At 66.1% G+C, this 24,897-nt stretch carries 20 protein-coding genes and 1 pseudogene; 18 read left to right on the forward strand and 3 right to left on the reverse strand.

The annotated features are described in order from the left end of the window. Positions 1-50: 50 nt before the first annotated feature. The 11 genes from alg8 (at position 51) to GA645_RS22295 (ending at position 15,754) form a co-directional block, all read left to right on the forward strand. Positions 51-1,535 carry a mannuronan synthase gene (gene alg8 / locus GA645_RS22245; protein WP_152228245.1) on the forward strand — a complete coding sequence of 495 codons (1,485 nt, stop codon included), beginning with the start codon at positions 51-53 and terminating at the stop codon, positions 1,533-1,535. Positions 1,536-1,586: 51 nt separating this feature from the next. Continuing rightward, positions 1,587-2,756, forward strand: a complete 1,170-nt coding sequence (locus tag GA645_RS22250) for a PilZ domain-containing protein (RefSeq protein ID WP_152225515.1) — start codon at positions 1,587-1,589, stop codon at positions 2,754-2,756. 13 nt (positions 2,757-2,769) lie between these two features. Further along, positions 2,770-4,167 carry an alginate biosynthesis TPR repeat lipoprotein AlgK gene (algK, locus tag GA645_RS22255; RefSeq protein ID WP_152225517.1) on the forward strand — a complete coding sequence of 466 codons (1,398 nt, stop codon included), beginning with the start codon at positions 2,770-2,772 and terminating at the stop codon, positions 4,165-4,167. 101 nt (positions 4,168-4,268) lie between these two features. Further along, on the forward strand, positions 4,269-5,699 hold the full coding sequence (locus GA645_RS22260) for an alginate export family protein (protein WP_152228246.1): 1,431 nt from the start codon (positions 4,269-4,271) through the stop codon (positions 5,697-5,699). 215 nt (positions 5,700-5,914) lie between these two features. Further along, on the forward strand, positions 5,915-7,597 hold the full coding sequence (algG, locus tag GA645_RS22265; RefSeq protein ID WP_152225519.1) for a mannuronan 5-epimerase AlgG: 1,683 nt from the start codon (positions 5,915-5,917) through the stop codon (positions 7,595-7,597). Between the two features lie 13 nt (positions 7,598-7,610). Continuing rightward, entirely contained in the window at positions 7,611-9,029 is a 1,419-nt protein-coding gene (locus tag GA645_RS22270; protein ID WP_152225521.1) for an alginate O-acetyltransferase, read from the forward strand. 38 nt (positions 9,030-9,067) lie between these two features. Continuing rightward, positions 9,068-10,180: a mannuronate-specific alginate lyase gene (locus GA645_RS22275; protein ID WP_152228248.1), complete on the forward strand. Its 1,113-nt coding sequence runs from the start codon at positions 9,068-9,070 to the stop codon at positions 10,178-10,180. 489 nt (positions 10,181-10,669) lie between these two features. Next, on the forward strand, positions 10,670-12,208 hold the full coding sequence (locus GA645_RS22280) for an MBOAT family protein (protein ID WP_152225523.1): 1,539 nt from the start codon (positions 10,670-10,672) through the stop codon (positions 12,206-12,208). A gap of 13 nt (positions 12,209-12,221) precedes the next feature. After that, positions 12,222-13,412, forward strand: coding sequence for an alginate O-acetyltransferase (locus tag GA645_RS22285; protein ID WP_152225525.1), 1,191 nt, complete (start codon positions 12,222-12,224; stop codon positions 13,410-13,412). Positions 13,413-13,470: 58 nt separating this feature from the next. Then, positions 13,471-14,121, forward strand: a complete 651-nt coding sequence (gene algF, locus GA645_RS22290) for an alginate O-acetyltransferase AlgF (protein WP_152225528.1) — start codon at positions 13,471-13,473, stop codon at positions 14,119-14,121. A gap of 187 nt (positions 14,122-14,308) precedes the next feature. Next, positions 14,309-15,754 carry a mannose-1-phosphate guanylyltransferase/mannose-6-phosphate isomerase gene (locus GA645_RS22295; RefSeq protein ID WP_152225530.1) on the forward strand — a complete coding sequence of 482 codons (1,446 nt, stop codon included), beginning with the start codon at positions 14,309-14,311 and terminating at the stop codon, positions 15,752-15,754. Between the two features lie 154 nt (positions 15,755-15,908). Here the strand turns inward: GA645_RS22295 and GA645_RS22300 are convergent, their stop codons facing one another. Continuing rightward, positions 15,909-16,373 carry a Bro-N domain-containing protein gene (locus tag GA645_RS22300; RefSeq protein ID WP_152225532.1) on the reverse strand — a complete coding sequence of 155 codons (465 nt, stop codon included), beginning with the start codon at positions 16,371-16,373 and terminating at the stop codon, positions 15,909-15,911. 1,445 nt (positions 16,374-17,818) lie between these two features. On the opposite strand from GA645_RS22300, the gene GA645_RS22310 reads away from it, so the two are divergent. The 7 genes and pseudogenes from GA645_RS22310 (at position 17,819) to GA645_RS22335 (ending at position 23,710) form a co-directional block, all read left to right on the forward strand. Then, positions 17,819-18,283: a multidrug transporter gene (locus tag GA645_RS22310; protein ID WP_152225536.1), complete on the forward strand. Its 465-nt coding sequence runs from the start codon at positions 17,819-17,821 to the stop codon at positions 18,281-18,283. 31 nt (positions 18,284-18,314) lie between these two features. Continuing rightward, positions 18,315-19,613 (forward strand): glycoside hydrolase family 3 N-terminal domain-containing protein, encoded by a 1,299-nt coding sequence (locus GA645_RS22315; RefSeq protein ID WP_152225539.1) that lies wholly within the window; start codon positions 18,315-18,317, stop codon positions 19,611-19,613. A 60-nt stretch (positions 19,614-19,673) separates the two neighbouring features. Continuing rightward, on the forward strand, positions 19,674-20,504 hold the full coding sequence (locus GA645_RS22320) for an SDR family oxidoreductase (RefSeq protein ID WP_152225541.1): 831 nt from the start codon (positions 19,674-19,676) through the stop codon (positions 20,502-20,504). Next, positions 20,504-20,890 (forward strand): hypothetical protein, encoded by a 387-nt coding sequence (locus tag GA645_RS22325; protein WP_152225543.1) that lies wholly within the window; start codon positions 20,504-20,506, stop codon positions 20,888-20,890. The genes GA645_RS22320 and GA645_RS22325 overlap by 1 nt, the downstream gene beginning before the upstream one ends. An 80-nt stretch (positions 20,891-20,970) precedes the next feature. Continuing rightward, on the forward strand, positions 20,971-21,858 hold the full coding sequence (locus GA645_RS22330) for a TIGR01459 family HAD-type hydrolase (protein ID WP_152225545.1): 888 nt from the start codon (positions 20,971-20,973) through the stop codon (positions 21,856-21,858). Positions 21,859-21,998: 140 nt separating this feature from the next. Beyond that, positions 21,999-22,505: pseudogene (locus GA645_RS29115) on the forward strand (SulP family inorganic anion transporter); the annotation flags it as partial. 83 nt (positions 22,506-22,588) lie between these two features. Then, positions 22,589-23,710 (forward strand): SulP family inorganic anion transporter, encoded by a 1,122-nt coding sequence (locus GA645_RS22335; protein WP_256675995.1) that lies wholly within the window; start codon positions 22,589-22,591, stop codon positions 23,708-23,710. Positions 23,711-23,776: 66 nt separating this feature from the next. Here the strand turns inward: GA645_RS22335 and GA645_RS22340 are convergent, their stop codons facing one another. Next, complete coding sequence (locus tag GA645_RS22340) at positions 23,777-24,682, reverse strand: HlyD family secretion protein (protein ID WP_152225546.1); 906 nt, start codon at positions 24,680-24,682, stop codon at positions 23,777-23,779. Positions 24,683-24,695: 13 nt separating this feature from the next. Continuing rightward, positions 24,696-24,896: a DUF1656 domain-containing protein gene (locus GA645_RS22345; RefSeq protein WP_152228250.1), complete on the reverse strand. Its 201-nt coding sequence runs from the start codon at positions 24,894-24,896 to the stop codon at positions 24,696-24,698. Between the last annotated feature and the right edge of the window lies 1 nt (position 24,897).

Here is a 24,897-nt window from a genome sequence, read left to right on the forward strand (position 1 = left end):
CCTCGCTCCTACAAGAGCCTTCCGCCCCCACGAAGCGACTGACGGAACCCATCATGGACACCTACAAACGAGCAATCGGTGAAGCCACGGGCTGGCTGGCCTTTCTCAGCCTGCTGATGGTACTGGCGCTGCTGGTGCCCAAGACCGTGTTCGACGCCGACTCCAAGGACTTCGTGCTGCTGATCGGCGCGGTCGGCATCTGGCGCTATTCCATGGGCGGACTGCATTTCCTGCGCGGCATGCTGTTCCTCTACGGGGTCTACCCCTACTACCGCCGCAAGCTGCGCAAGATGGGCGACGCGGCCGATCCATCGCATGTCTTCCTGATGGTCACCAGTTTCCGCATCGACGCGCTGACCACCTCCATGGTCTATCGCTCGGTGATCCAGGAGGCGATCAACTGCGGCTATCCCACCACCGTGGTGTGCTCCATCGTCGAGATGTCCGACGAGGTGCTGATCAAGCAGCAGTGGCAGAAGCTCAATCCGCCGGAGCACGTTTCGCTCGACTTCGTGCGCATCCCCGGCACCGGCAAGCGCGATGGCCTGGCCCACGGCTTCCGTGCCATCTCCCGCGACCTGCCGGACGAACACGCGGTGGTCGCGGTGATCGACGGCGACACCGTGCTGGAGCCCGGCGTGGTACGCAAGACCGTGCCCTGGTTCAAGCTCTTCGGCAACGTCGGCGGCCTCACCACCAACGAATTCTGCGAGGTGCAGGGCGGCTACATCATGAGCGAGTGGCACAAGCTGCGCTTCGCCCAGCGCCACATCAACATGTGCTCCATGGCCCTGTCCAAGCGCGTACTGACCATGACCGGGCGCATGTCGGTATTCCGCGCCCAGGTCGTCACCGACCCGGACTTCATCGCCGACGTGGAGAGCGACCACCTCGACCACTGGCGCCTGGGCCGCTTCCAGTTCCTCACCGGCGACGACAAGTCCAGCTGGTACAGCCTGATGCGCCTGGGCTACGACACCTTCTACGTGCCGGACGCGGCGATCAACACCGTCGAGCACCCGCCGGAGAAGAGCTTCGTCAAGGCCAGCCGCAAGCTGATGTTCCGCTGGTACGGCAACAACCTGCGGCAGAACTCTCGCGCCCTGGGCCTGGGTCCGCAACGCCTGGGCTGGTTCACCAGCGTGGTGCTGTTCGACCAGCGCCTGTCGATGTGGACCTGCCTGCTCGGCCTGGTCGCCGCGATCATCGCCAGCATCAAGTACAGCATCGTCTTCCTGCTGGTCTACCTGCTGTGGATCGGCATCACCCGCCTCGTGCTGACCCTGCTGCTGTCGCTGTCAGGGCACCACATCGGACCGGCCTACCCGCTGATCCTCTATTACAACCAGATCGTCGGCGCCCTGGTGAAGATCTACGTGTTCTTCCGCCTCGACCAGCAGTCGTGGACCCGCCAGAACACCAAGCTCGATCGCGGCCTGGCCAGCTTCCAGCGCTGGTTCAACACCTGGTCCTCACGCGCCATGACGTTCTCCGCCGCCAGCGTCTTCGTCGCCATTTTGCTGACCATCGTCTGAAGGCTCTCGCCAGCCACGCCCCCTCTTTAGCTACGAACAGGACTCGCCCCCATGAATACCGCCGTCAACGTCAATGTCGTGCACGAATCCGAAGCCCAGCGCCAGCACGCCCGGGTCAAGCTGCCCGCGCGCATCCGCTACATCGGTGCCAACCGTGAAGGCGTCGATGCCCGCCTGCTGGACATCTCCGCCGGGGGCTTCGCCTTCACCGCCAACAGTGCGTCGCCCCAGGTGGGCGACCTGCACAAGGGCAAGCTGCTGTTCCAGATCGACAGCATCAGCTTCTCCCTGGAAGTGGACTTCCAGGTGCGCTCCTTCGACCCGGACAGCCGCCGCGTCGGCTGCGAGTTCCAGCACCTGAAGCCGCGCGAGATCGCCGCCCTGCGCTACCTGATCACCTCCTTCCTGGCCGGTGAAGTGATCAGCGTCGGCGACATGCTCAACACCCTGCAGCGCGAGAACTTCACCAAGGCCCGCAAGCACGGTATCGGCAGCGGCGGCATGGGCTTCTTCGGCCGCATGCGCGCAGTGACCCTGAGCACCGCGATCTTCGTGGTCGGCGTCGGCGCCTTCGCGGTGATCCTCAACCAGATCTACAACCTGTACTTCGTCACCCACGCCGATTCGGGCGTGGTCAACGTCGCCAACCAGCAGATCACCATGCCCCGCGAGGGAACCGTGGAGAGCCTGGTGGATGCCGGCGCCGAAGTGGCCAAGGGCGCACCGATCGCCACCTTCTCCGCCAACCTGCTGGACCTGCTCAAGGGCAACCTGACCGAAGAGCAGCTCAGCCCGAGCAACATCGAGAAGCTGTTCGGCCACCAGATGAAGGGCACCCTGACCAGTCCGTGCGACTGCCGCGTGGTCGAGCAGCGCGTGGCCAACGGCCAGTTCGCCAACAAGGGCGACATCATCTTCACCCTGACCCCGCGCGACAGCACCGCCACCGTCGAAGCGCGCTTCCCCTACCGCAACGCCGCCGAGCTTTCCCCCGGCACCCCGGTGAACTTCCAGATCGCCGGTGACAGCGAAGTGCGCGCCGGCCGCATCGTCCGCACCGCCCCGGTGGACGGCGACCTGGCCTCGGAAATCCGCGTGCAGATCCAGCCCGACCAGCCGCTGGACAGCCAGCTCGCCGGCCGCCCGACCGAAGTCAGCATCGGCGGCCTGCCGGGTCGCACCCTGCTGAACAAGGCGATGGCCCTGGCCACCGCACGCTAAGAGGACTCCCGCCATGAATCGACCTGTCTCACGACTGGCCCCGCATCTGGCCCTGGCACTGGCCATCGCCGCAGCCGCGGGCTGCGCCGGCCTGCCCGACCAGCGTCTGGCCCAGGAGGCCCTGGAGCGTGGCGACATCGCCACCGCCCAGGCCAACTTCCAGAGCCTGGCCACCCTGGGCTACGCCGACGCACAGGTCGGTCTGGCCGACATGCAGGCCGCCACCGGCGATCCGGCCGAACAGGCGCGCGCCGAGAAGCTCTACCGCGATGCGGCGGAAACCTCGCCGCGTGCCCGCGCCCGCCTGGGCAAGTGGCTGGCAGCCAAGCCCGGCGGCACCGACGCCGAGCACCGCGAAGCCGAGCAGTTGCTGACCCGCGCCTTCAACGAAGGCGAGGACAGCGCGCTGGTGCCGCTGATCGTCCTCTACCTGCAATACCCGCAGGCCTGGCCGAACGTGAACCCGCAGCAGCGCATCGACCAGTGGCGCGAACAGGGCCTGCCGCAGGCGGACCTGGCGCAGATCATCCTCTACCGCACCCAGGGCACCTACAACCAGCACCTGGGCGAGGTCGAGCAGGTCTGCCAGCGCTGGCTGAACCGCATGGACGTGTGCTGGATGGAGCTGGCCACCGTGTACCAGATCCAGGGCAACGCGGATAAACAGAAAGCCCATATCGAAGCGCTCAAGGCCGCCTGGAAAGCCGGCCGGGTGCCGTCCGAGCGCGTCGACTCGGTGGCCGGCGTACTGGCCGCCCCGAACCTCGGCACGCCCGACCCGCAAGCCGCGCAGGCGCTGTTGACGGAAATCGCCCCGACCTACCCGGCGGGCTGGGTGAGCCTGGCCAAGCTGCAGTACGACAACCCCGACCTGGGCGACCTGGACCAGATGCTCGACTACCTGAAGAAGGCCCAGGACGCCGCCCAACCCCGCGCCGAGCTGCTGCTCGGGCGCCTCTACTACGACGGCAAATGGGCCCCGCAGGAGCCGCAGAAGGCCGAGCAGCACCTGCTCAAGGCCGCCGCCACCGAGCCCCAGGCGCACTACTACCTGGGCCAGATCTACCGCCGCGGCTACCTCGGCAAGGTCTACCCGCAGAAAGCCGTGGACCACCTGCTGATCGCCGCCCGCGCAGGACAGGCCAGCGCCGACATGGCCCTGGCGCAGCTGTATTCGCAGGGACGTGGCGTGCGGCCAAACCTGGTCAACGCCTTTGTCTTCGGCGAGCTCGCCAAGCGCCAGCAGGTCCCCACCGCCAGCGACCTGATGGCGCAGCTCGAGCCGCAGATCCAACCGGCCGACCGCACCGCGGCCCAGCAGTTGCTCAAGCGCGAAGAACAAACGCGCGGCGCCAACTGGCAGGCCACCGTCAGCCTCCTGCAGAACAACCAGGAACAAGAAAACCTATGAAGCGCTTTGACCCGATGACCACCCCGCCGTTTGCTCTTATCGAAGGGATTCAACCGCGCGTTCTGGCCTCTGCTGTTCGCCGCGCACGCCTGTTCCCCGCCATGCTCGGCGCCGGCCTGAGCCTCGCCGGCACCCTGTTCGGCAGCCTTGCCTATGCTGCCGATGAGCCGCCGAAGAACTTCGGCCTCGACGTCAAGGTCACGGCCGAATCCGAGGACGACCGCGACCTGGGCACCGCCCCAGGCGGCGACCTCAACGGTATCGGTCTCGACGTGCGCCCCTGGGCCCTCGGCCAATGGGGCGACTGGAGCGCTTTCGTGATGGGCCAGGCGGTCACCGCGACCGACACCATCCAGACCGACACCCTGCAGTCCGACGAGGTCAACAACGACAGAAGCGGCAGCAACAACCAGCGCGAGCCGGACAACTCCTACCTGGCCCTGCGCGAGTTCTGGGTGGACTACGCAGGCCTCACCCAGTATCCCGGCGAGCACCTGCGCTTCGGTCGCCAGCGCCTGCGCGAAGAAAGCGGCATGTGGCAGGACACCAACATCGAAGCCCTGAACTGGACCTTCGACACCACCCTGCTGCGGGCCCACCTGGGCGCCGCCCAGCGCTTCTCCGACTACCGCACCGACATCAGCGACCTGGCGCCGGCGGACAAGGACCGCAGCCACGTCTTCGGCGACATTTCCACGCAATGGATGCCCCACCACTGGGTCGGCCTGCGCCTGCACCACTCCGACGACAGCGGCAGCCTGCCGAACCCCGGCGAGACCGTCGACTCGCTGGACAAGCAAACCACTGGCGACCTCACCTGGGTGGGCGTCGAAGCCAACGGCGACGGTTACAACTGGCACTCGCAGATGCCCGTCAACTACTGGGCCAGCGCCACCTGGCTGACCGGTAACCGCGACCGCCTGACCACCACCGCGGTGGACGGCGAGCGCATCGCCACCGGCAAGCAGAGCGGCGACGTGAACGCCTACGGTGTCGACCTCGGCCTGCGCTGGAACATCGACGAGCAGTGGCGCGCCGGCGCGGCATACGCCCGTGGCAGTGGCGGCGGCAAGAACGGCGAGGACCAGTTCCAGCAGACCGGCCTGGAGAGCAACCGCTCCAACTTCACCGGCACCCGCGCCCGCGTGGCCCGCTTCGGTGAGGCCTTCCGTGGCGAACTCTCGAACCTCCAGGACGCCACCCTGTTCGGCTCCTGGCAGATGCGCGAGGACTACGACGCCAGCGTCGTGTACCACAAGTTCTGGCGCGTCGACGGCAACTCGGACATTGGCAACAGCGGCATCAACGCGCCGCTGGTCAACGACTCCAAGGACCTGGGCCAGGAAGCCGACCTGGTAGTGACCAAGTACTTCAAGCAAGGCCTGCTGCCGGCTTCGATGAGCCAGAGCATCGACGAGCCCTCGACGCTGGTGCGCTTCCGTGGCGGCGTGTTCAAGCCCGGCGACGCCTATGGCAGCCACGTGGACTCGACCATGCACCACGCCTTCATCGACGTCATCTGGCGCTTCTGAGGACTCAGGCGATGGGTGGTTTGAATCTGGGTCCCCGCGCTCGCGGGGAAGACGAAAAGCGCGACGGCAGCCTGGCCGACTCGCGCACCCGCGCGGGCGGAAATTGCGCGAAGGCTGGCATGACGAGCATGCACGGCAGCGCACCACTCTCGCGTCTCTCCCGCGAACGCGGGAGCCCAGCGAACCGCCCAGGCGCCCGCAAGGAGACAACGGCCATGAACCGCCATCCGATACACGCCCTGCCGCTGACCGCGCTACTGCTCGGCGGCCTGTTCAGCGCCGGCGCACCGGTCTGGGCCGCGCAGCCCGCGGCCAAGGCCGAAGCCAGCGCCAGGACGGCAGCTGCCGCCCCCCATAACGCAAAGGACAGCGCAAAGGGCGAAGGCACCGAAAAGGCACCCGACCGGCAACCGGGCGGCGAACCCGGGCACACCCAGACGCTGAAGGAATCCGGCAACTACACCGTGACCGCCGCGCCCAGCGAGCCGCTGCAGCTGGACCCGCCGAAACTGCCTGACCTCTCCGGCTACACCGCCGAAGCGGTGCAGCAGAAGATCGACCGCAGCAAGCATGGCAAGGCCGTGGTGCAGCGCATGGTCCAGCAGATGCCGCTGAAGGAATTCACCGGCGGCAAGAACCGCCTCGCCGAGTGGGTGAAGCGCCAGCGCCAGATGCCCCAGGCCATCTTCATCGAGGGCGGTTATGTCGACCTGGCCGAACTCGCCAGCAAGCTGCCGAAGACCGCACTGGAAGAGGTCGAACCGGGCATCTACGTCGCCCGCCTGCCCATCGTGGTCAGCCAGGGCGCGACGCTGGAGATCGACGGCAAGGTCAAGGAGCTGCGCCTGTCCCAGGATCGCGGTTCGTTCCTGGTCAACGACGGCAAGCTGTTCGTGCGCGACTCCAAGGTCACCGCCTGGAACGAAGCGAAGAATGAGCCGGCCTGGTTCAAGTCCCCGAATGAATTCCGTCCCTTCCTGATCTCCTGGGGCGGCGCCGAGGCCTACCTGGTGAACAGCACCTTCACCAGTTTCGGCTACAACGCCTCGAAGGCCTACGGCATCTCCATCTCCCAGTACAGCCCGGGCATGGACAAGACCATGCGGCGCCCGCGCCCCAAGGGCTGGGTGATCGGCTCGACCTTCGTCGACTCCTGGTATGGCTTCTACTGCTACGAGGCTGACGACCTCGTGGTGCGCGGCAACACCTACCGCGACAACATCATCTACGGCATCGACCCCCACGACCGCTCGCGCCGCCTGATCATCGCCGAGAACGAGGTCCATGGGACCAAAAAGAAGCACGGCATCATCGTCTCGCGTGAGGTGAACGACAGCTGGATCTTCCACAACAAGACCTACGACAACCACCTCTCCGGGATCGTCCTGGACCGTAACTCCGAGCGCAACCTGGTGGCCTACAACGAGGTGTACCGCAACCACTCCGACGGCATCACCCTCTACGAGTCGGGCGATAACCTCATCTACGGCAACCAGGTGCTGGCCAACCTGCGCCACGGCATCCGCATCCGTAACAGCGTGAACATCCGCCTGTACGAGAACCTTGCGGCCGGCAACCAGCTGATGGGCGTGTACGGCCACATCAAGGACCTCTCCGACACCGACCGCAACATCGACCTCGACCCCTTCGACACCAAGGTCTCGCTGATCGTGGTTGGCGGCAAGCTGGCGGGCAACGGCTCGGGCCCCTTGTCGGTGGACTCGCCGCTGTCGCTTGAGCTCTACAAGGTGAACATGCTCGGCCCGACCAAATCTTCCGGCATCTCCTTCAACGGCGTGCTGGGCGAGAAACAGGAACAGATCTTCGACCTGCTGGTACGCCAGCAACGCGCCGTGCTGCTCGACCCCGTGCAAAGCCAGGCCGAACTGCAGAACTGAGGACCGACCGACCATGAAACGTATGACATCCAACTTGCTGCGCCTGTCGGGCCTCACCGCCGGCCTGCTGCTCGCCCACCAGGCCCTGGCCGCCGACGCCGCGGCGCCGACCTACACCGCCCAGCCGACCGCTGCGCTGTGCCCGAACGCCGCCAACGACGCGGCCTACAACACCAAGTACCTGGGCTTCTTCACGCACCTGGTGCCGGCCCAGGAAGACTGGCTGTTCCGTACCACCTACGACCTGCGTACCGACTTCGGCACCAGTGCCGAGGGCTGGCGCGAACTCAAGCAGCTGCGCGATGAACTCAAGCGCAAGGGCATTGACCTGGTGGTGGTCTACCAGCCCACCCGTGGCCTGGTGAACCGCGAGAAGCTCAACCCGCAGGAGAAGGCCAGCTTCAACTACGAACTGGCGAAGAAGAACTACCTGGCGACCATCGCCCAGTTCCGCAAGGCCGGCATCTACACCCCGGACTTCTCCCCGCTGTTCGACGAGAAGCAGGAACACCCCTACTACTTCAAGGGCGACCACCACTGGACGCCTTACGGCGCCATGCGCAGCGCGAAGATCGTCGCCGAAACGCTGAAGGAAATCCCGGCGTACAAGGACGTGCCGAAGCAGGAATTCGAAAGCAAGCGCGTGGGCCTGCTGTCCAAGCTCGGCACCTTCCACAAGGCCGCCGCCCAGCTGTGCGGCAGTGGCTACGCACCACAGTACGTCGATCGCTTCGAGACCGAGCCGGTGGGCGACTCCGGCGGCGGCGACCTGTTCGGCGAAGGCGGCAACGCCCAGGTCGCCCTGGTCGGCACCTCCAACAGCGGCCCGGCCTACAACTTCGCCGGTTTCCTGGAGGAGTACGCCAAGGTCGACATCCTCAACAACGCGGTCTCCGGCGGTGGCTTCGACAGCTCCATGCTGGCCTACATGACCAGCCAGGAATTCCACGACAAGCCGCCGAAGATCCTCATCTGGGAATTCGCCACCCACTACGACATGGCGCTGAAGAGCTTCTACCGCCAGGCCATGCCGCTGGTGGACAACGGCTGCGCCGGCGGCACGCCTGCGCTCTCCCGCAAGGTCAAGCTGCACGCGGGCAGCAACGAGGTGCTGGTCAACAGCGGCGCCCTGCCGATCCGCTCGGGCAGCTACACCGCCGACGTCACCTACAGCGACCCCGGCGTGCACGAGCTCAAGAACACCGTCTGGTACATGAACGGTCGCCGCGAGCAGTTGAAGATCGAACAGGCCAAGTCCGTGGACACCGGCGGCCGCTACGTCTTCGAACTGCGCAACGACGAAGACTGGTCGAACCAGCAGTTCCTCTCCCTGGAGATTGAGGCGCCGGATGACATGCCGGCGGGCCTGGAGGTCGAGGCCAAGCTCTGTCAGACCCCCAAAGCGAAGTCGGCCGATATGGCCGCCAACTAGAGAGAGCGGGGACGAACGCCATGCCCAGCCTACGTAATATCAAGACCCCCATCGTTGCCCGCGTCGGCCTGACCGTCGCCGTGGTCGGCGCACTGTTCGGTGGCCAGGTGACCCACGCGGCCGACCTGGTACCGCCACCGGGCTACTTCTCCGCCGTCGGTGAAAAAGGCAGCAAGAAGGATTCGGACAGCTGTCCGGCCATCCCCACGCCCTACACCGGCAGCCTGCAGTTCACCAGCAAGTACGAGGGCTCGGACTCGTCGCGCTCGACGCTCAACGTCGACGCCGAAAAGAAATTCCGCGCCCAGATCAAGGACATCACCGAGATGGAGCGCGGCACCGCCAAGCTCATCACCCAGTACATGCGCAGCGGCAACAAGGGTGACCTGGACTGCGCGATGAACTGGCTGGAAGCCTGGGCCCAGGCCGGTGCGCTGGAGAGCACCGACTTCAACCACACCGGCAAGTCCATGCGCAAATGGGCGCTGGGCAGCATGTCGTCCTCCTACATGCGCCTGAAGTTCTCCAGCAGCCGTCCGCTGGCGGCCTACCCGGAGCAGGCGAAGACCATCGAGAGCTGGTTCAGCACACTGGGCAGCCAGGTGGTGCGCGACTGGAGCGACCTGCCGCTCAAGCAGATCAATAACCACTCCTACTGGGCCGCCTGGTCGGTGATGTCCACCGCCGTGGTGACCGACCGCCGCGACCTGTTCGACTGGTCGGTGCAGGAGTTCAAGCTGGCCGCCAACCAGGTGGACGATGACGGCTACCTGCCCAACGAGCTCAAGCGCCGCCAGCGCGCCCTGTCCTACCACAACTACGCGCTGACACCGCTGGCCATGATCGCCGCCTTCGCCCAGGTGAACGGCGTCGACCTGCGCCAGGAAAACCACGGCGCCCTGCAGCGCCTGGCCGACCGCGTGATGAAAGGCGTGGATGACCAGGAAGCCTTCGACCAGAAGGCCGGCGACAACCAGGACATGGACGACCTGAAGGACAACAGCAAGTTCGCCTGGCTGGAACCCTACTGCGCGCTCTACAGCTGCGCGCCCAAGACCCAGGACTGGAAGAAGAAGATGGAGCCGTTCAACAGCTTCCGCCTGGGGGGTGAAGTGACCAAGGTTTTCAACCGACAGGGGGCGGGGAGCTGAAGCAGCGACCCACCCCGCCCTCTCCGTGAAAACGAGAGGTTCGATGCAGCACCAGGGGAGAGCGAGGCGGGTTTGAGAGCCCCCTCACCCTTCCTCTCTCCCGTAGGGCGCATAACCGCTTGCGGTTATCCGCCTTGCCACGGGCTCGGAACCACGGCGGATAACGCTTCGCGTTATTCGCCCTACAAGAGCTCGCCCCTAGGGAGTGGGGATAGTCCGAGCGATCGGACAGCAGCAAACCTCCCGGCGGGTACGAGCACACCCGCCGTAAGGGATACCCCCTCTCCCTCCGGGAGTGGGCTGGGGTGAGGGCAAGCCCCGCTCCGAAGCAACACCCCCGACCCACGCAAAAAAGACGCGGGCGGGCGCAAGAAATTAAGCAACACCAGGGGAGGAATGGCGGGTTGTCCCGGCCTTTCCTCTGGGCATCGAAAGATGCCGGAAAGGCTGGAGCGACCTTAGGTTTTAAGCTCCAGAGAGAGACGCGGAATGGTCTTTTCTTCCAACGTGTTCCTGTTCCTGTTCCTACCGGTCTTCCTCGGCCTGTACTACCTGAGCGGGAACCGCTACCGCAACCTGCTGTTGCTGGTAGCCAGCTACGTCTTCTACGCATGGTGGCGTGTGGACTTCCTGGCGCTGTTCGCCGGCGTGACGCTGTTCAACTACTGGATCGGCCTGCGCATCGGCGCCGCCGGCGTGCGCACCCTGGCTGCGCGGCGCTGGCTGATCCTCGGCGTGGTGGTCGACCTCTGCGTGCTGGGCTACTTCAAGTACGCCAACTTCGGCGTCGACAGCCTCAACCAGATCATCACCTCGATGGGCATGCAGCCCTTCGTGCTGACGCACATCCTGCTGCCCATCGGCATCAGCTTCTACACCTTCGAATCGATCAGCTACATCATCGACGTGTACCGCGGCGACACCCCGGCCACGCACAACCTGATCGACTTCGCAGCCTTCGTGGCGATCTTCCCGCACCTGATCGCCGGCCCCGTGCTGCGCTTCAAGGACCTGGTGGACCAGTTCAACCACCGCACCCACAGCGTCGACAAGTTCGCCGAAGGCTGCACCCGCTTCATGCAGGGCTTCGTCAAGAAGGTATTCATCGCCGACACCCTGGCGGCGCTGGCCGACCACTGCTTCGCCCTGCAGGCCCCGACCACGGGCGACGCCTGGCTCGGCGCCATGGCCTACACCGCGCAGCTGTACTTCGACTTCTCCGGCTACAGCGACATGGCCATCGGCCTGGGCCTGATGATGGGCTTCCGCTTCATGGAGAACTTCAACCAGCCCTACATCAGCCAGTCCATCACCGAGTTCTGGCGGCGCTGGCACATCAGCCTGTCCACCTGGCTGCGCGACTACCTGTACATCAGCCTGGGCGGCAACCGCGGCACCACCCTCCAGACCTACCGCAACCTGGTGCTCACCATGCTGCTGGGCGGCCTGTGGCATGGCGCCAACGTCACCTACATCATCTGGGGCTCCTGGCACGGCGTGTGGCTGGCCATCGAGCGCGCCCTGGGCGTGAACGCCGCGCCGCGCGTGCTCAATCCGCTGAAGTGGGTGTTCACCTTCCTGCTGGTGATCGTCGGCTGGGTCATCTTCCGCGCCGAGAACCTGCACGTGGCCTGGCGCATGTACGAGGCCATGTTCAGCTTCGGCGACTGGAAGCTCTCCGAGCTGAACCGCGCCAGCCTCACCGGCCTGCAGGTCGGCACCCTGGTCATCGCCTACCTCGTGCTCGCCTTCTTCGGCCTGCGCCAGTTCTACAACCAGCCGCTGCAGAGCAAGGCGCCCAAGGCCGCCGCAAAAACCGAGCGGGCCGAGCCCGGCAGCGCGACCGGCACGCAGCCGCACAACCCGGCCGCCATCGACTATTCGCCCAGCGCCGCCGTCTACCCGCAGCACTGGACGACCCAGCTGCCAGTACTGGCCACCCGTGTCGCCCTGCTCCTGCTGTTCGCCGCCTCGGTGCTCAAGCTCTCGGCGCAGAGCTACTCGCCGTTCCTCTACTTCCAGTTCTGAGCGAGGCCGGATCATGCAACCGACACTCTCGAAACCCTTGCAGTACACCTACATCGCCGTGTTCGGCGGGATGCTGCTGGGCCTGGCCGGCCTGTCGCTCAAGGCCTTCCCCAGCTTTTCCGTCGCCGAAGGCACCACCGTGCTCAACGGCAAGCTGGCCCACGCCTTCGAAGGTCACTACGACGATGAATTCCCCATCAAGCGTCTGGGCACCAACCTCTGGGCCGCGCTGGACTATGCCGTCTTCGAAGAAGGCCGTCCGGGCGTCGTGCTCGGCAAGGACGGCTGGCTGTTCACCGATGAAGAGTTCAAGCCAGCCCCCAGCCAGCAGCAGCTGGACGACAACTGGGCGCTGGTGCGCGGCGTGCAGCAGGAGCTGGAACGCCGTGGCGTGAAGCTGGTGCTGGCAATCATCCCGGCCAAGACCCGCCTCTATCCCGAGTACCTGGGCCGGGAACAACCGGCGGCGCTACACGCCTCGCTCTACCAGGACTTCCTGCAACGCGCCCGCCAGGCCGGCATGGCCGCCCCGGAACTGCTGGAGACCCTGGAAAAGGCCAAGGACAACGGCCAGGTGTTCCTGCGCACCGACACCCACTGGACACCGCTGGGCGCCGAAGCCGTGGCCCAGCGCCTGGGCGAAAGCATCCGTGCAGGCCAGGGGGCCGACCTGCCGACCCAGACCTTCATCACCGAAGCCGGCAAGAGCACCCCGCACAAGGGCGACCTGCTCAGCTTCCTGCCGCTGGACCCGCTGTTCACCAACCTGCTGCCGTCCGAGGACCAACTGGAACAGCGCCAGACCCATCCGGCCGAGGACAGCGCATCGGCCTCCGGCGACGGCGGCAACGGCGACCTGTTCGGCGACAGCGCCCAACCGCAGGTCGCCCTGGTCGGCACCAGCTACAGCGCCAACCCGCGCTGGAACTTCGCCGGCGCCCTGAAGCAGGCGCTGTCGGCGGATGTCATCAACTACGCGAAGGAGGGCAAGGGCCCCCTGGAGCCGATGCTCGAACTCCTGCAGGACGAAGGCTTCAAGCAGAAGCCCCCGCAACTGCTGGTCTGGGAATTCCCCGAACGCTACCTGCCGATGCACAGCGACCTCAGCCAGTTCAACCCGGACTGGGTGGCCCAGCTACGTGCGGCGGGCAACAGAGACGAACGCCTGGCTGCCAACCAGGCAGGCAACCCAACGGCGCATTGAGTGCCGCTACAGGGCACCTCCCGTGCCCACAAGAGAGAGAAGACGGAGGTACAACCCCATGAACCGACTGACCATTCGCACCCTGAAATCGTCCGCGCTGGCCCTCGCCCTGGGCGCTGCGTCCTTCGGCGCCTTCGCCGGCGGTGAAGGCGCGCTCTACGGGCCGCAGGCCCCCAAGGGCTCGGCCTTCGTGCGGGCCTACAACGCCGGCAGCTCCGAGCTGAACGTCGCGGTCGGCAACGCCAGTCTCAACGACGTCTCGCCGCTGGGCTCCAGCGACTTCAAGTTCCTCCCCGCGGGCAACTACACCGCCCAGGTCGGAACCCAGAGCCTGCCGGTAAAACTCGATCCGGACGCCTACTACACCCTCGTCAGCCAACCCGGCGGCCAGCCGCGCCTGGTGCCCGAGCCACCGTTCAAGAACAAGCAAAAAGCCCTGGTCCGCATGCAGAACTTGAGCGGCAAGGCCCTGACCCTGAAGACCGCCGACGGCAAGACCGACGTGGTCGCCAACGTCGCCCCGCAAAGCCGCGGCGACCGCGAGATCAACCCGGTGAAAGTGAACCTGGCGCTGTTCGACGGCGCGACGAAAGTCAGCGACCTCAAGCCCGTCACCCTCGCTCGCGGCGAAGTGGTCTGCCTCTACGTCACCGGTGAGGGAGGCAAGCTCAACCCAGTGTGGGTCAAGCGTCCGGTCAAGGCGGACTGAGGGCTGTTCATTGGGTCCCCGCGAACGCGGGGACCCAGAAAAGAAGCACAACAAGACCGGCAACGCACCGGCGGAAGAAACCGTGCGCCGCAACGACGGCACGCACAGGAGAGGTCACCCGCAAGGACGCCGGGCCACATGGTGTGGCACGGCAAACAGTACGCATGAACGCTTTAGGAGAAACCACATGATTCCAGTAATTCTTTCCGGTGGCAGCGGCTCGCGACTCTGGCCTCTTTCCCGCAAACAGTATCCCAAGCAGTTCCTCGCCCTCACCGGCGAGCACACCCTGTTCCAGCAGACCCTGGAACGCCTGGTCTTCGAAGGCATGGAAGCGCCGGTGGTGGTCAGCAACCAGGAGCACCGCTTCATCGTCCAGGAACAGCTCGACGCGCTGCACCTGAAGACCCAGGCGATCCTGCTCGAACCCTTCGGCCGCAACACCGCGCCGGCCGTGGCGATTGCCGCCATGAAGCTGATCGCCGAAGGCCGTGACGAGTTGCTGCTGATCCTTCCCGCCGACCACGTGATCGAAGACCAGCGCGCCTTCCAGCGTGCGCTGGCCCTGGCCACCAACGCCGCCGAAAAAGGCGAGATGGTGCTCTTCGGCGTCCCCGCCGACCGCCCGGAAACCGGCTACGGCTACATCAAGTCCGGCGACGAGCGCGGCCTGCCGGACGGCGTGATCCGCGTCGAGCGCTTCATCGAGAAGCCCGATGAAGCGCGCGCCAAACAGTTCGTCGAGGAAGGCGGTTACTACTGGAACAGCGGCATGTTCCTGTTCCGCGCCAGCCGCTTCCTGGAAGAGCTGAAGAAGCACGACACCGACATCTACGACACCTGCCTGCTGGCCCTGGAGCGCAGCCAGCGCGACGGCGAGGTGGTGAGCATTGACGCCGCCACCTTCGAGTGCTGCCCGGACAACTCCATCGACTACGCCGTGATGGAGAAGACCCGCCGCGCCTGCGTGGTACCACTGGCCGCCGGCTGGAACGACGTCGGCAGCTGGTCGTCGATCTGGGAAGTCCACGAGAAGGACGCCGACGGCAACGTCACCATGGGCGACGTGGTGGTCCACGACAGCCGCAACTGCCTGGTGCACGGCAACGGCAAGCTGGTCTCGGTGGTGGGCCTTGAAGACATCGTGGTGGTCGAGACCAAGGACGCCATGATGATCGCCCACAAGGACCGCGTGCAGGACGTGAAGAAAGTGGTCAATCAGCTCGACGCCGCCGGCCGCAGCGAAACCCAGAACCACTGCCAGGTCTACCGTCCGTGGGGTTCCTACGACTCGGTGGACATGGGCGGCCGTTTCCAGGTCAAGCACATCACCGTGAAGCCCGGCGCACGCCTGTCGCTGCAGATGCACCACCACCGCGCCGAGCACTGGATCGTGGTCTCCGGCACGGCCGAGGTGACCTGTGACGACAAGGTCTTCCTGCTCACCGAGAACCAGTCCACCTACATCCCGATCGCCTCGGTCCACCGCCTGGCCAACCCGGGCAAGATCCCGCTGGAGATCATCGAGGTGCAATCGGGCAGCTACCTGGGCGAAGACGACATCGAGCGCCTGGAAGACGTCTACGGGCGCACCAGCGACAACGTGGAGCCGCTGCGCGCAGTAGCGCGCTGAGTCCGGCGCTTCCCTCATCGGCGCCAACGCCCCCGCACCCAATGGTGCGGGGGCTTTTTTATGCGCGTGACATGAACAGCAGGATGGGTAGAGCGAAGCGAAACCCATGCCGCCGGCGCACGGGCTCGATGGGTTTCGCGTTGCTCTACCCATCCTACGTTTGGGGTGTATCCAGCCGGGCCACCTTGGGCAATTCCTCGAACGGAACCCACAACCGGCCATGCCACTCCAGCACGCCCAAGTGCTGATCGCTCCAACTGAGCTGCCGCTCCCTGGGGCGCACCGCCGGGCGCTCTTCGCTGCGCAGCGCGGGCACCACCTGGCGGTTGAGCCAGTGACGGATGCAGCGGTTCTCCGGGAGGTAATAGAAGATCAGCACGGCGTAGGCGCCGGACTCATTCACCAGCAGGGACTTTTCGTAGTGGCCGTTGCTGTCGGTGATCCAGCAGGTGCGCAGCTGATCTTCGTCGAGGCTGTTGTGCAGACGCTCATCGAGTGGGCGGCCGATCAGGCGACCCAGGTCGGTGGCACAGAACCAGGGTTCGTCATCGAGGAGGAAGGCGCGCAGTTGGCGGCGGTGACGGATAAAGGTCGTGGGGATGAGGATTTCGTCATCCATGGCGGACCGCCTTGGAGAGAAGGTCTGGCTTGAGGGCAGAAGCAGTATTCCAAAGCATCGTAAGTCTCCAAGTAACTGTTCATTTTCGCCCCCTGTTCAAGAGGGGCGATCGGGTACCTGAACACCGTACTTGGAACGGCCCGCAGCTTTTCCCTTTCGGGTCTTGTATGACTGCGCGTTACCCGACCATAGCAAAGCTACGGACTAGCAAAGACCGCAAATACTTTCGGGAGCGGCAGGCCGCCAAGTTCAGTGTGTTCAGCACCGGATGCGAAGGTACTGAATCGACTTGGACGCTGTTAGCACTCCCAGAGCGGTTTGGAATGATACGAAAATGTCGCACGCAAGATACCGGTATCAGTTCATGGGAACGCGCGCTGCTTGCAGGCAAATGCCCAGGGTCGGGATGGCTAATACTGTAGGACCGAGGACATACCCCGCTCCTACAGGTTGAACTCGGTGCGTCCGCCCCTTGTAGGAACGGACTCCGTCCGCGATGCTCTTGCTCTTCGTAGGGCGGATAACGCCTCCGGCGTTATCCGCCGTTTTGGTGCTCGGAGTTTCTGCGCCGCTTCGGCGTGCTCGGATGTTTCTTGTTTCGCCCCCTCGGGCGAGTCACTTTGCCAAACGACGGATGGCCGCCCCACGCAAAGTAACCAAAGGTCTCGTCCCGACATCCGGGTCCGGCTTCGCCGGACTCCCCTCGCTCCGGAGGCTTTGGCTGCTCCATGCTGGATGGCGCTTCGTAGGATGGCGTAGAGCGAAGCGAAACCCATCACGGCGGATAACGCTGCGCGTTATTCGCCCTACAGGTGTTCATCCTGCAACGTGGGTGCACGGGTGAGCCTTCGCGGACAAGGTCCGCTCCTACGGAAGCAGAGCCAGCTCGGAGCGAGGCGCTCTTCTTTTGCCCTTGAAGATTTCCAGAGACATTTCCGCACACACCGGAGCGCCCCTTCAGGAGGCCGAGTGGAGTCAGAGTTTCAGGGGTTGAGCGGCATGGATGCCGCGAGAGCCGCGATGGGCCAGGGATGGCCCTTCGTCGGGGGGACGCCTAGTTCGTGCCCCTGAAACTCCGATGGAGCGAGGGAAACGGAGCGCAGCGAAGTAACAGCTGAAGGCTGGCCCGTAGGGTGAGCGAAGCGAATCAGTCCCGCGAAGCGGGACCCGGATGCAGGGGCAAGACCTTTGGTTACTTTCTGTGGGGCGGCCATCCGCAGTTTGAGAAAGTGACTCGCCCGAGGGGGCGAAACAAAATCTCTCAGCACACACCGAGGCGGCGCAGAAACACAGAACAAGACGGCGGATAACACCTGAGCGTCATCCGTCCTAAAAGAGCATCGCGGACAAAGTCCGCTCCTACGAAGAGCCACGCCCCGCTCTGCATCAACCCACCCCACCCCGCCTCCTGCTAAGGTAATCAGCAAATCCCCGCGGAGCGCTCCATGCTGTACGGCATCCTGCTGATCGTCACCTGGGTCATCCTGCTGATCCGCTACCCCTCCCGCGCCCTGCCCATTTCCGGCGCCGGACTGGTCGGGCTGGCGGTGGTGATCGTCATCGCCATCTGGCAGGACAGCAATGACACCCGCCAGCTGCAGCACCTGGAATTACGCATCGCCTACCAGCCCGAGCAATGCCCGCCCGGTCGCCCGCTGGCCGTCAGCCTGAAGAACGGCGCCTCGCGCCCGTTGCTGGAACTGCGCTGGAAGGTCGCCGCCTACCGGCCCGGCGACACCACGGACCTTGCCGAAAACCTCTACGAAGCCCCACGCTACCGCGGCCCCGGCGCGCTGCTCGCCGGTGATGCCTGGAGCGACTGCCTGCCACTGCCGCCGCTGCGCCCCGGCTACCGCGCCAGCACCCTGGAGTTTCGCGCGGAACACGTGAACGGCCGCTTCGGCAACTGACTCCACTCCTGTCACTGGCGGAAAGAACCCCATGACACTGCGAACCCGACTGCTGGTCGGCCTGGGCTGGCTGGTGAGCCTCCTGCTGCTGGTACTGGCCGCCAATCTCCGCGACCCTCACCTGCTGCCCGCGCGCAGCTTCGCATTGCCGGTCCTGCTGGCGGCCGGTGCCATCGGCATCTCCATCTGGCTGTCGGTGGGACGACGCTGGTACTGCTGGCTCGGCAGCCTTCTCCTGCTGCTGGCGATACTGCTGGCCGGCTGGAACGACTACCGATTCCGCGACGACAAGACCCTGGTCCTGGAAACCCGCAACGCGGACCTGCAAGCCCTCGGCGGGCACTTCATCGTCGGCGTCGGCGACCCACGGACCGTCGAGCCGCTGATTCGCAAGGGGCTGGTCGCCGGCCTGTTCATCAGCGCACGCAACGTCCAGGGACAGAGCGCCGAAGCCCTCCGCCGGCAGATCGGGAAATGGCAGGCGCTACGGCGCGACGCGGGATTGCCCCCGCTGATCATCGCCGCCGATCAGGAGGGCGGTATCGTGTCCCGCCTCTCCCCGCCACTGCCCAAACGCCCGCCGCTGGCCGCGCTGTTGGCGACCAATCCCGCGCCGGACGCCCTCTACGCAGCCGCCTTCGATTACGGCGTAGCCCAGGGCCGCGAGCTGGCCGAACTGGGCGTCACCCTGGACTTCAGTCCGGTGGTTGACCTCAAGCCGGCGCAGCGGGCGCGACTGGATTTCCACAGCGCCATCGCGCTGCGGGCGATTTCCCCAGATCCACAAGTGACCACGACCGTCGCCCTCGCCTACGTTCGCGGGCTCGAGCACAGCGGGGTGCGAGCCACGCTCAAGCACTTCCCGGGGCTGGGGATGGTGCCAGAGGACACCCATCACTTTTCCGCCAGCCTGGCGGCGACCGTCGGCCACCTGCAGGACTACGACTGGCGCCCGTTCCGTGAGATAGCCAGACAGACCGATGCGCTGATCATGCTCGGTCATGTGAAGGTCACGGCACTGGATGCGGTCAACCCGGCGTCCTTCTCGGCCGCCGTGGTGCAGAAGATCATCCGCGAAGGCTGGAAGCATGACGGCGTGCTGATCACCGACGACCTGACCATGGCCGCCGCCTACAACCAGGGCCTCTGCCATGCCACGGTGCAGGCCTTGAACGCTGGCGTCGACCTGCTGCTGGTCAGCTACGACGACGAGAAGATCTACCCTGCGCTGGCCTGCGCCTTGCGCGCCCTGGAAGACGGCAAGCTCTCCACGCAGCGGCTGCAGCAGAGTGCGCAGCGCCTGGCGCGGACCTTCGCCCCGCCGAAATGATTCACCGATCCGACGCAATCCGGTACGTTAGTGCCGCCCATCGCCCAAGGACCGCCCACCATGCCCCAACCCGTCGCCCTCATCACCGGTTGCTCCAGCGGCATCGGCCGCGCCCTGGCCGATGCCTTCCAGAAGGCCGGCTACCAGGTCTGGGCCACCGCGCGCCGTGACGAGGATGTCGCCGTCCTCCGCCAGGCGGGTTTTCGTTGCGTGCAGCTGGACGTCAATGACGAACCCGCGGTGGAACAGCTCGCCGAGCAGCTGCAAAGCGAAGCCGGCGGCCTCGATGTACTGGTCAACAATGCCGGCTACGGCGCCATGGGCCCATTGCTGGACGGCGGCAGCCAGGCGATCCGCAAGCAGTTCGAGACCAACGTGTTCGCCGTGGTCGGCCTGACCCGCGCCCTGTTCCCGGCGCTGCGCATCCGACGCGGACTGGTGGTGAACGTCGGCAGCGTGTCCGGCGTGCTGGTCACGCCCTTCGCCGGCGCCTACTGCGCGTCGAAGGCAGCGGTGCATGCGCTGAACGAAGCGCTGCGCCTGGAGCTCGCGCCCTTTGGCATCGAGGTGCTGGAGGTGCAACCGGGCGCCATCGCGTCCAACTTTGGCGCCAACGCCAGCCGCGAGATGGCGGCGGTGGTCAGCGAGGATTCCGCCTGGTGGCCGCTGCGCGCCTTCATCCAGGCACGCGCCGCCGCGTCGCAGGACAAACCCACCCCGGCCAGCGACTTCGCCCGCCAGCTGCTGGCAGCCGTGCAACGCTCACCGCGCCCGCGCCTGGTGCGCATCGGCCACGGCAGCCGTGCCCTGCCCCTGCTCGCCCGCTGGCTGCCTGGGGCGGTGCTGGACAAGGTGCTGAAGAAGCGCTTCGGCCTCGACGGGCAACTCTGATGACGTACCAGGTCCGCTACCTCGCCCTCGCCGGCATCCTCGCCGCCTTCTTCCTCAACGTCGTGGCGCGCGGGCTGCTGCGGATCGGCAATGTGCCAGCGACCCTGCTGGTGGCGGCGCTGATCGCCGCAAGCATGGCCCTCTGGTTCGCCCGCCGGCACAAGCGCCTGGCCCAGACCGGCGAGCGCTGGAGGCTGACCGCGCTCTATGGCGGCGGCCTGGCGGTGCTCTACCTGGCCCTGGTGGGACTCGCGGCCTGGAAGAACACACCCAGCCCGGCCGGGCTGCTGCTCTACGGCCTCAACTATCTGTGCTACCCGCTGAGCCTCTGGTGGTTCTTCCGCCCCGGCGTGCTGGTGCGTTTCCTGCCGAAAGACGCCCGCTGATCTGCGACAGGGGTACACACCAACTGCTTGCAAGTGCGGTAGGTTAGGAGACCTCCCCCAAGCCGCTCGACAGGCCCGCCATGACCGCCCCCCGCTTCAGCGCCGTCACCCACACCCGCTACATCGACCACGCCGGGCTGGACGCCTTTTGCGCCGACTACGACGGTTTCCTCCTCGACCTCTGGGGCGTGCTGATCGACGGCCTCGAAGTGTTCCCCGGCGCCCTCGCCTGGCTCGGCCGGCGCGCCGCCGAAGGGCGCCCGGTATGGTTCCTGAGCAATGCCTCGCGCAGCGTCAACGAGATGGCCGAAACCCTGGAGCGGTTGGGCGTCCCCCGCAATCTCTACTGCGGTATCACCACCTCCGGCCAGTTGGCCATCGACGCCCTCACCCACGACCGCGAGCTCCAGCGCGGCGGCATCCACACCGTGGGCGTGGTCGACTCGCTGGCCACCTGGCCCGGCGAGATCCGCGAGCGCTTCTGCGATGACCTGCGCGCCGCCTCGCTGATCCTCGGTGTCGGCAGCTTTCCCCAGGTTGAACTGGAGGCCCGCTTCAACCCACTGCGCGGTGCCACCGACAAGCCTTTCCTCTGCGCCAACCCGGACCGCGTGGTGGTCAGCGGCGGCAAGACGCTGTTCGGCGCCGGACGCCTGGCCGAAGCCTTCGCCGAGGAAGGCGGCAGCGTGCACTGGTACGGCAAGCCCGATCCGTCGGCCTTCCGCATCGCCCAGCGCCAGCTGGAAGCCCGCGGCGCGAAGCACATCCTGTTCGTCGGCGACTCACTGGTGACCGATGTGCCCGGCGCGCTGGCCGCGCGCATCGACACCCTCTGGCTGGCAGCCACCGGCATCCACCGCCAGGCACTGGGCGTGCCGTTCAACGGTGCACTGGACCCGGAGCAGACCAACGCGCTGCTCGACGGCTACCCGGTTCGCCCGCACTTTGCCGCGCCGGGGCTGGTCTGAGCGCGGGACGCCGCCATCAGCCCGACGTGACGGCTGACGGGCAGTCACGAAGTCTCCGATAGCCCCTTGGGAAGCCATCCCCTGTTCGCCTGAGCGTCCGGTTGCTCGAATGCGCCTTCCCTCCTTTGGCGCACACACCCATGGCATCCCCTCTGAAACTGTTCCAGGGCCTTCGCCGGGGCACGCTGTGCGATGCGCTGGCCGGTATGTCCCTGGCGGCGATGGACATCCCGCAACTGCTTGGCTACGCCCGCATCGCCGGCATGCCCGCCGTCGCTGGGCTCTACACGGCACTGCTGCCCCTGCTGGCCTTCGCCCTGTTCGGTGCCTCGCGGCATCTGGTGGTCGCCGCCGACTCGGCCACGGCGACCATCTTCTCCAGCCGCCTGTCCGGCATGGCGAGCATCGGCAGCGCGGAATACATCGCCCTGGCCGGCACCGTGGCGCTGCTCACCGCTGGCCTGATGCTGATCGCGCGTCTGCTGCGACTGGGCTTTCTTGCCGACTTCCTTTCACGTACCGCACTCACGGGCTTCCTCGCGGGCGTCGGCGTGCAGGTGGCACTGGCCATGTGCGGCGACCTGCTTGGCCTTGCCATCGACGCCCCGACTTCCGTGGGCAAGCTGCTGTACCTGCTCGGCCATCTGCCACAGGTCCATGCGCGACCGCCGCCCTGGCCCTGCCGCTGCTGCTGCCGCTGCTGCTGCTGCTGCTGCTGCTGCTGCTGGCATTGTTCGCCGCCAAGCGCTGGCTGCCCCATCTACCGATTCCGCTGCTGGCGCTGGTCGGCTGCATCGCCGCCAGCGCGGCCTTCGACTTCGCCGCCCTGGGCATCCAGGTGCTCGGCCCGGTCGCTGGCGGCCTGCCCTCGCTGACGCTGCCCCGGTTCGGCTGGAAAGACATCCTCGACCTGCTGCCGATCGCGGGCGCCTGCTTCGTCATGATCATCGCCCAGAGCTCGGCTGCCAGCCGCGTCTACGCCGACCGCCACCATGAACACGATGACCAGAACGCCAACATCCTCGACCTCTCCGTGGCGAACGCGGCAGCGGCCTTCAGCGGCGCCTTCGTGGTCAACGGCAGCCCGACCCAGACGGCCATGGCTGAGCAGGCCGGCTCGCGCAGCCAGGTCGCCCAGCTGAGTTTTGTCGTGGTGGTGGCGCTGGTGCTGCTGTTCCTCTGCCAGTGGCTGCAATACCTGCCGCACTGCGTGCTGGCTGCGGTGGTGTTCGCCATCGCCGTCGGACTTGTGGATGTGAAGACCCTGCGGGCCATGCGCAAGGAGAGTCGGACCGAGTTCCGCATGGCGATGATCACCGCCGCAACCGTGCTGCTGGTAGGAGTCGAACAGGGCATCCTGCTGGCCATGGCACTGTCGCTGATTCACCACGTACGCCACAGCTATCGCCCGCACGCCCTGATGTTGGAGCCGGCCGACGACGGCCGCTGGCAACCCGTGGCCGTCCAGCCGGGCCGGGAGACGGCGCCGGGGCTGATCGTGTTCCGCTTCGGCGCCGACCTGTTCTATGCCAACGACACCTTCTTCGCCTGCCAGGTTACGCAGCTGGTCAACCAGGCGCCTGCCGGGCTGCGCTGGTTCATCGTCGATGCCGGCGCCATTACCAGCCTGGACTACTCGGCGGCGCGCACCCTGCTCGACCTGTATCGCAACCTCTCGCAGCAGGGCGTGCAGTTGGTGTTCGGGCGGGTCAACAGCTACCTGCGCGCGGACATGGCGCGCCATGGCATCGATAAGGTCGTCGAGGCGCGCTATCTGCTGCCGACGCTGCATGAGGCGCTGGCGGTGGCCGGAGTGGAGCCTCAACACATGATGCTTGCCGCTCCGGAATGAAGAGCCCCGCACCCCAGACAAAAGAAAACGGGAGCCGAAGCTCCCGTTGTCATTCATTGGATCAGATCACTGCGCCGTCGCAGCCGCGCCGTCGGAATGCTCCGCATTGCGCGACTCCGGATTGACGATCACGGTGGCGGTAATGCCCGCCGCCAGCAGCACGCCGTCCGGCACGCCGTCGATGTGGATGCGCACCGGCACGCGCTGGGCCAGGCGCACCCAGTTGAAGGTGGGGTTCACGTCGGCCACTAGCTCGCGGCTTTCCGGGTTGTCGCGGTCGTAGATGGCGCGGGCGATGCTTTCGACGTGGCCCTTCAGGCGCTCGCCGCTCATCAGTTGCAGTTCGGCGGGATCACCGAGGCGGATGTGCGGCAGCTTGGTTTCCTCGAAGTAGCCATAGATCCAGTAGGAGTTCTCGTCGACCACGGCCATCTTCGCCTCGCCGACGCGGGCGTAGTCGCCTCGGTGCACGTTGAGGTTGGTCACGTAGCCGTCCACGGAGGCGCGCACCTGGGTGCGCTCCAGGTTCAGCTTGGCGGCGTCCAGCGCGGCCAGGGCCTGCTGGTAGTCGGCCTCGGAGGCGGCGGCGGTGTTGCTGGCGTCGTCCAGACTCTCGCGGGAGACCACTTCCTCATCCATGGCGCGGCGGCGCTTGGCGTTCGACTGGCGCATCTGCAGGGTGGCCTTGCGCGAGGCGACCGCCGCTTCGGCCTGCTTCACCGCGATGCGGTAGTGGTCCGGGTCGATCTGCATCAGCAGGTCACCTTTCTTCACCTGCTGGTTGTCGCGCACCGGCACGTCCACCACCACGCCGGAGACGTCGGCGGCGACGTTGATGATGTCGGCGCGCACCCGGCCGTCGCGGGTCCAGGGGGTATCCATGTAGTTCACCCAGAGGGCGCGGCCGATCAACGCGGCGACCGCCAGGATGATCAGGGTCGCCAGCAGGCTGATGATGGATTTGAGGGTCATGGATGCACGCTCGTTACTTGTAAATGGTGAGGGAGAGGCCGCCGAACAGGCAGGCGAACAGGCACACGCGGAACAGCGCCGGGTGCCAGGTGAAGCGGTACAGGCCGATGGAGGCGAAGATCCGGTCGATGCCCCAGCAGATCACCGCAGCGACGATGAACATCAGGGTCAGGGTCGGCATGTAGACCCCGTGGAACGCGATCTCGCGGGGCAGG

It is taken from the genome of Pseudomonas sp. SCB32 (assembly GCF_009189165.1).
GTDB lineage: Bacteria > Pseudomonadota > Gammaproteobacteria > Pseudomonadales > Pseudomonadaceae > Pseudomonas.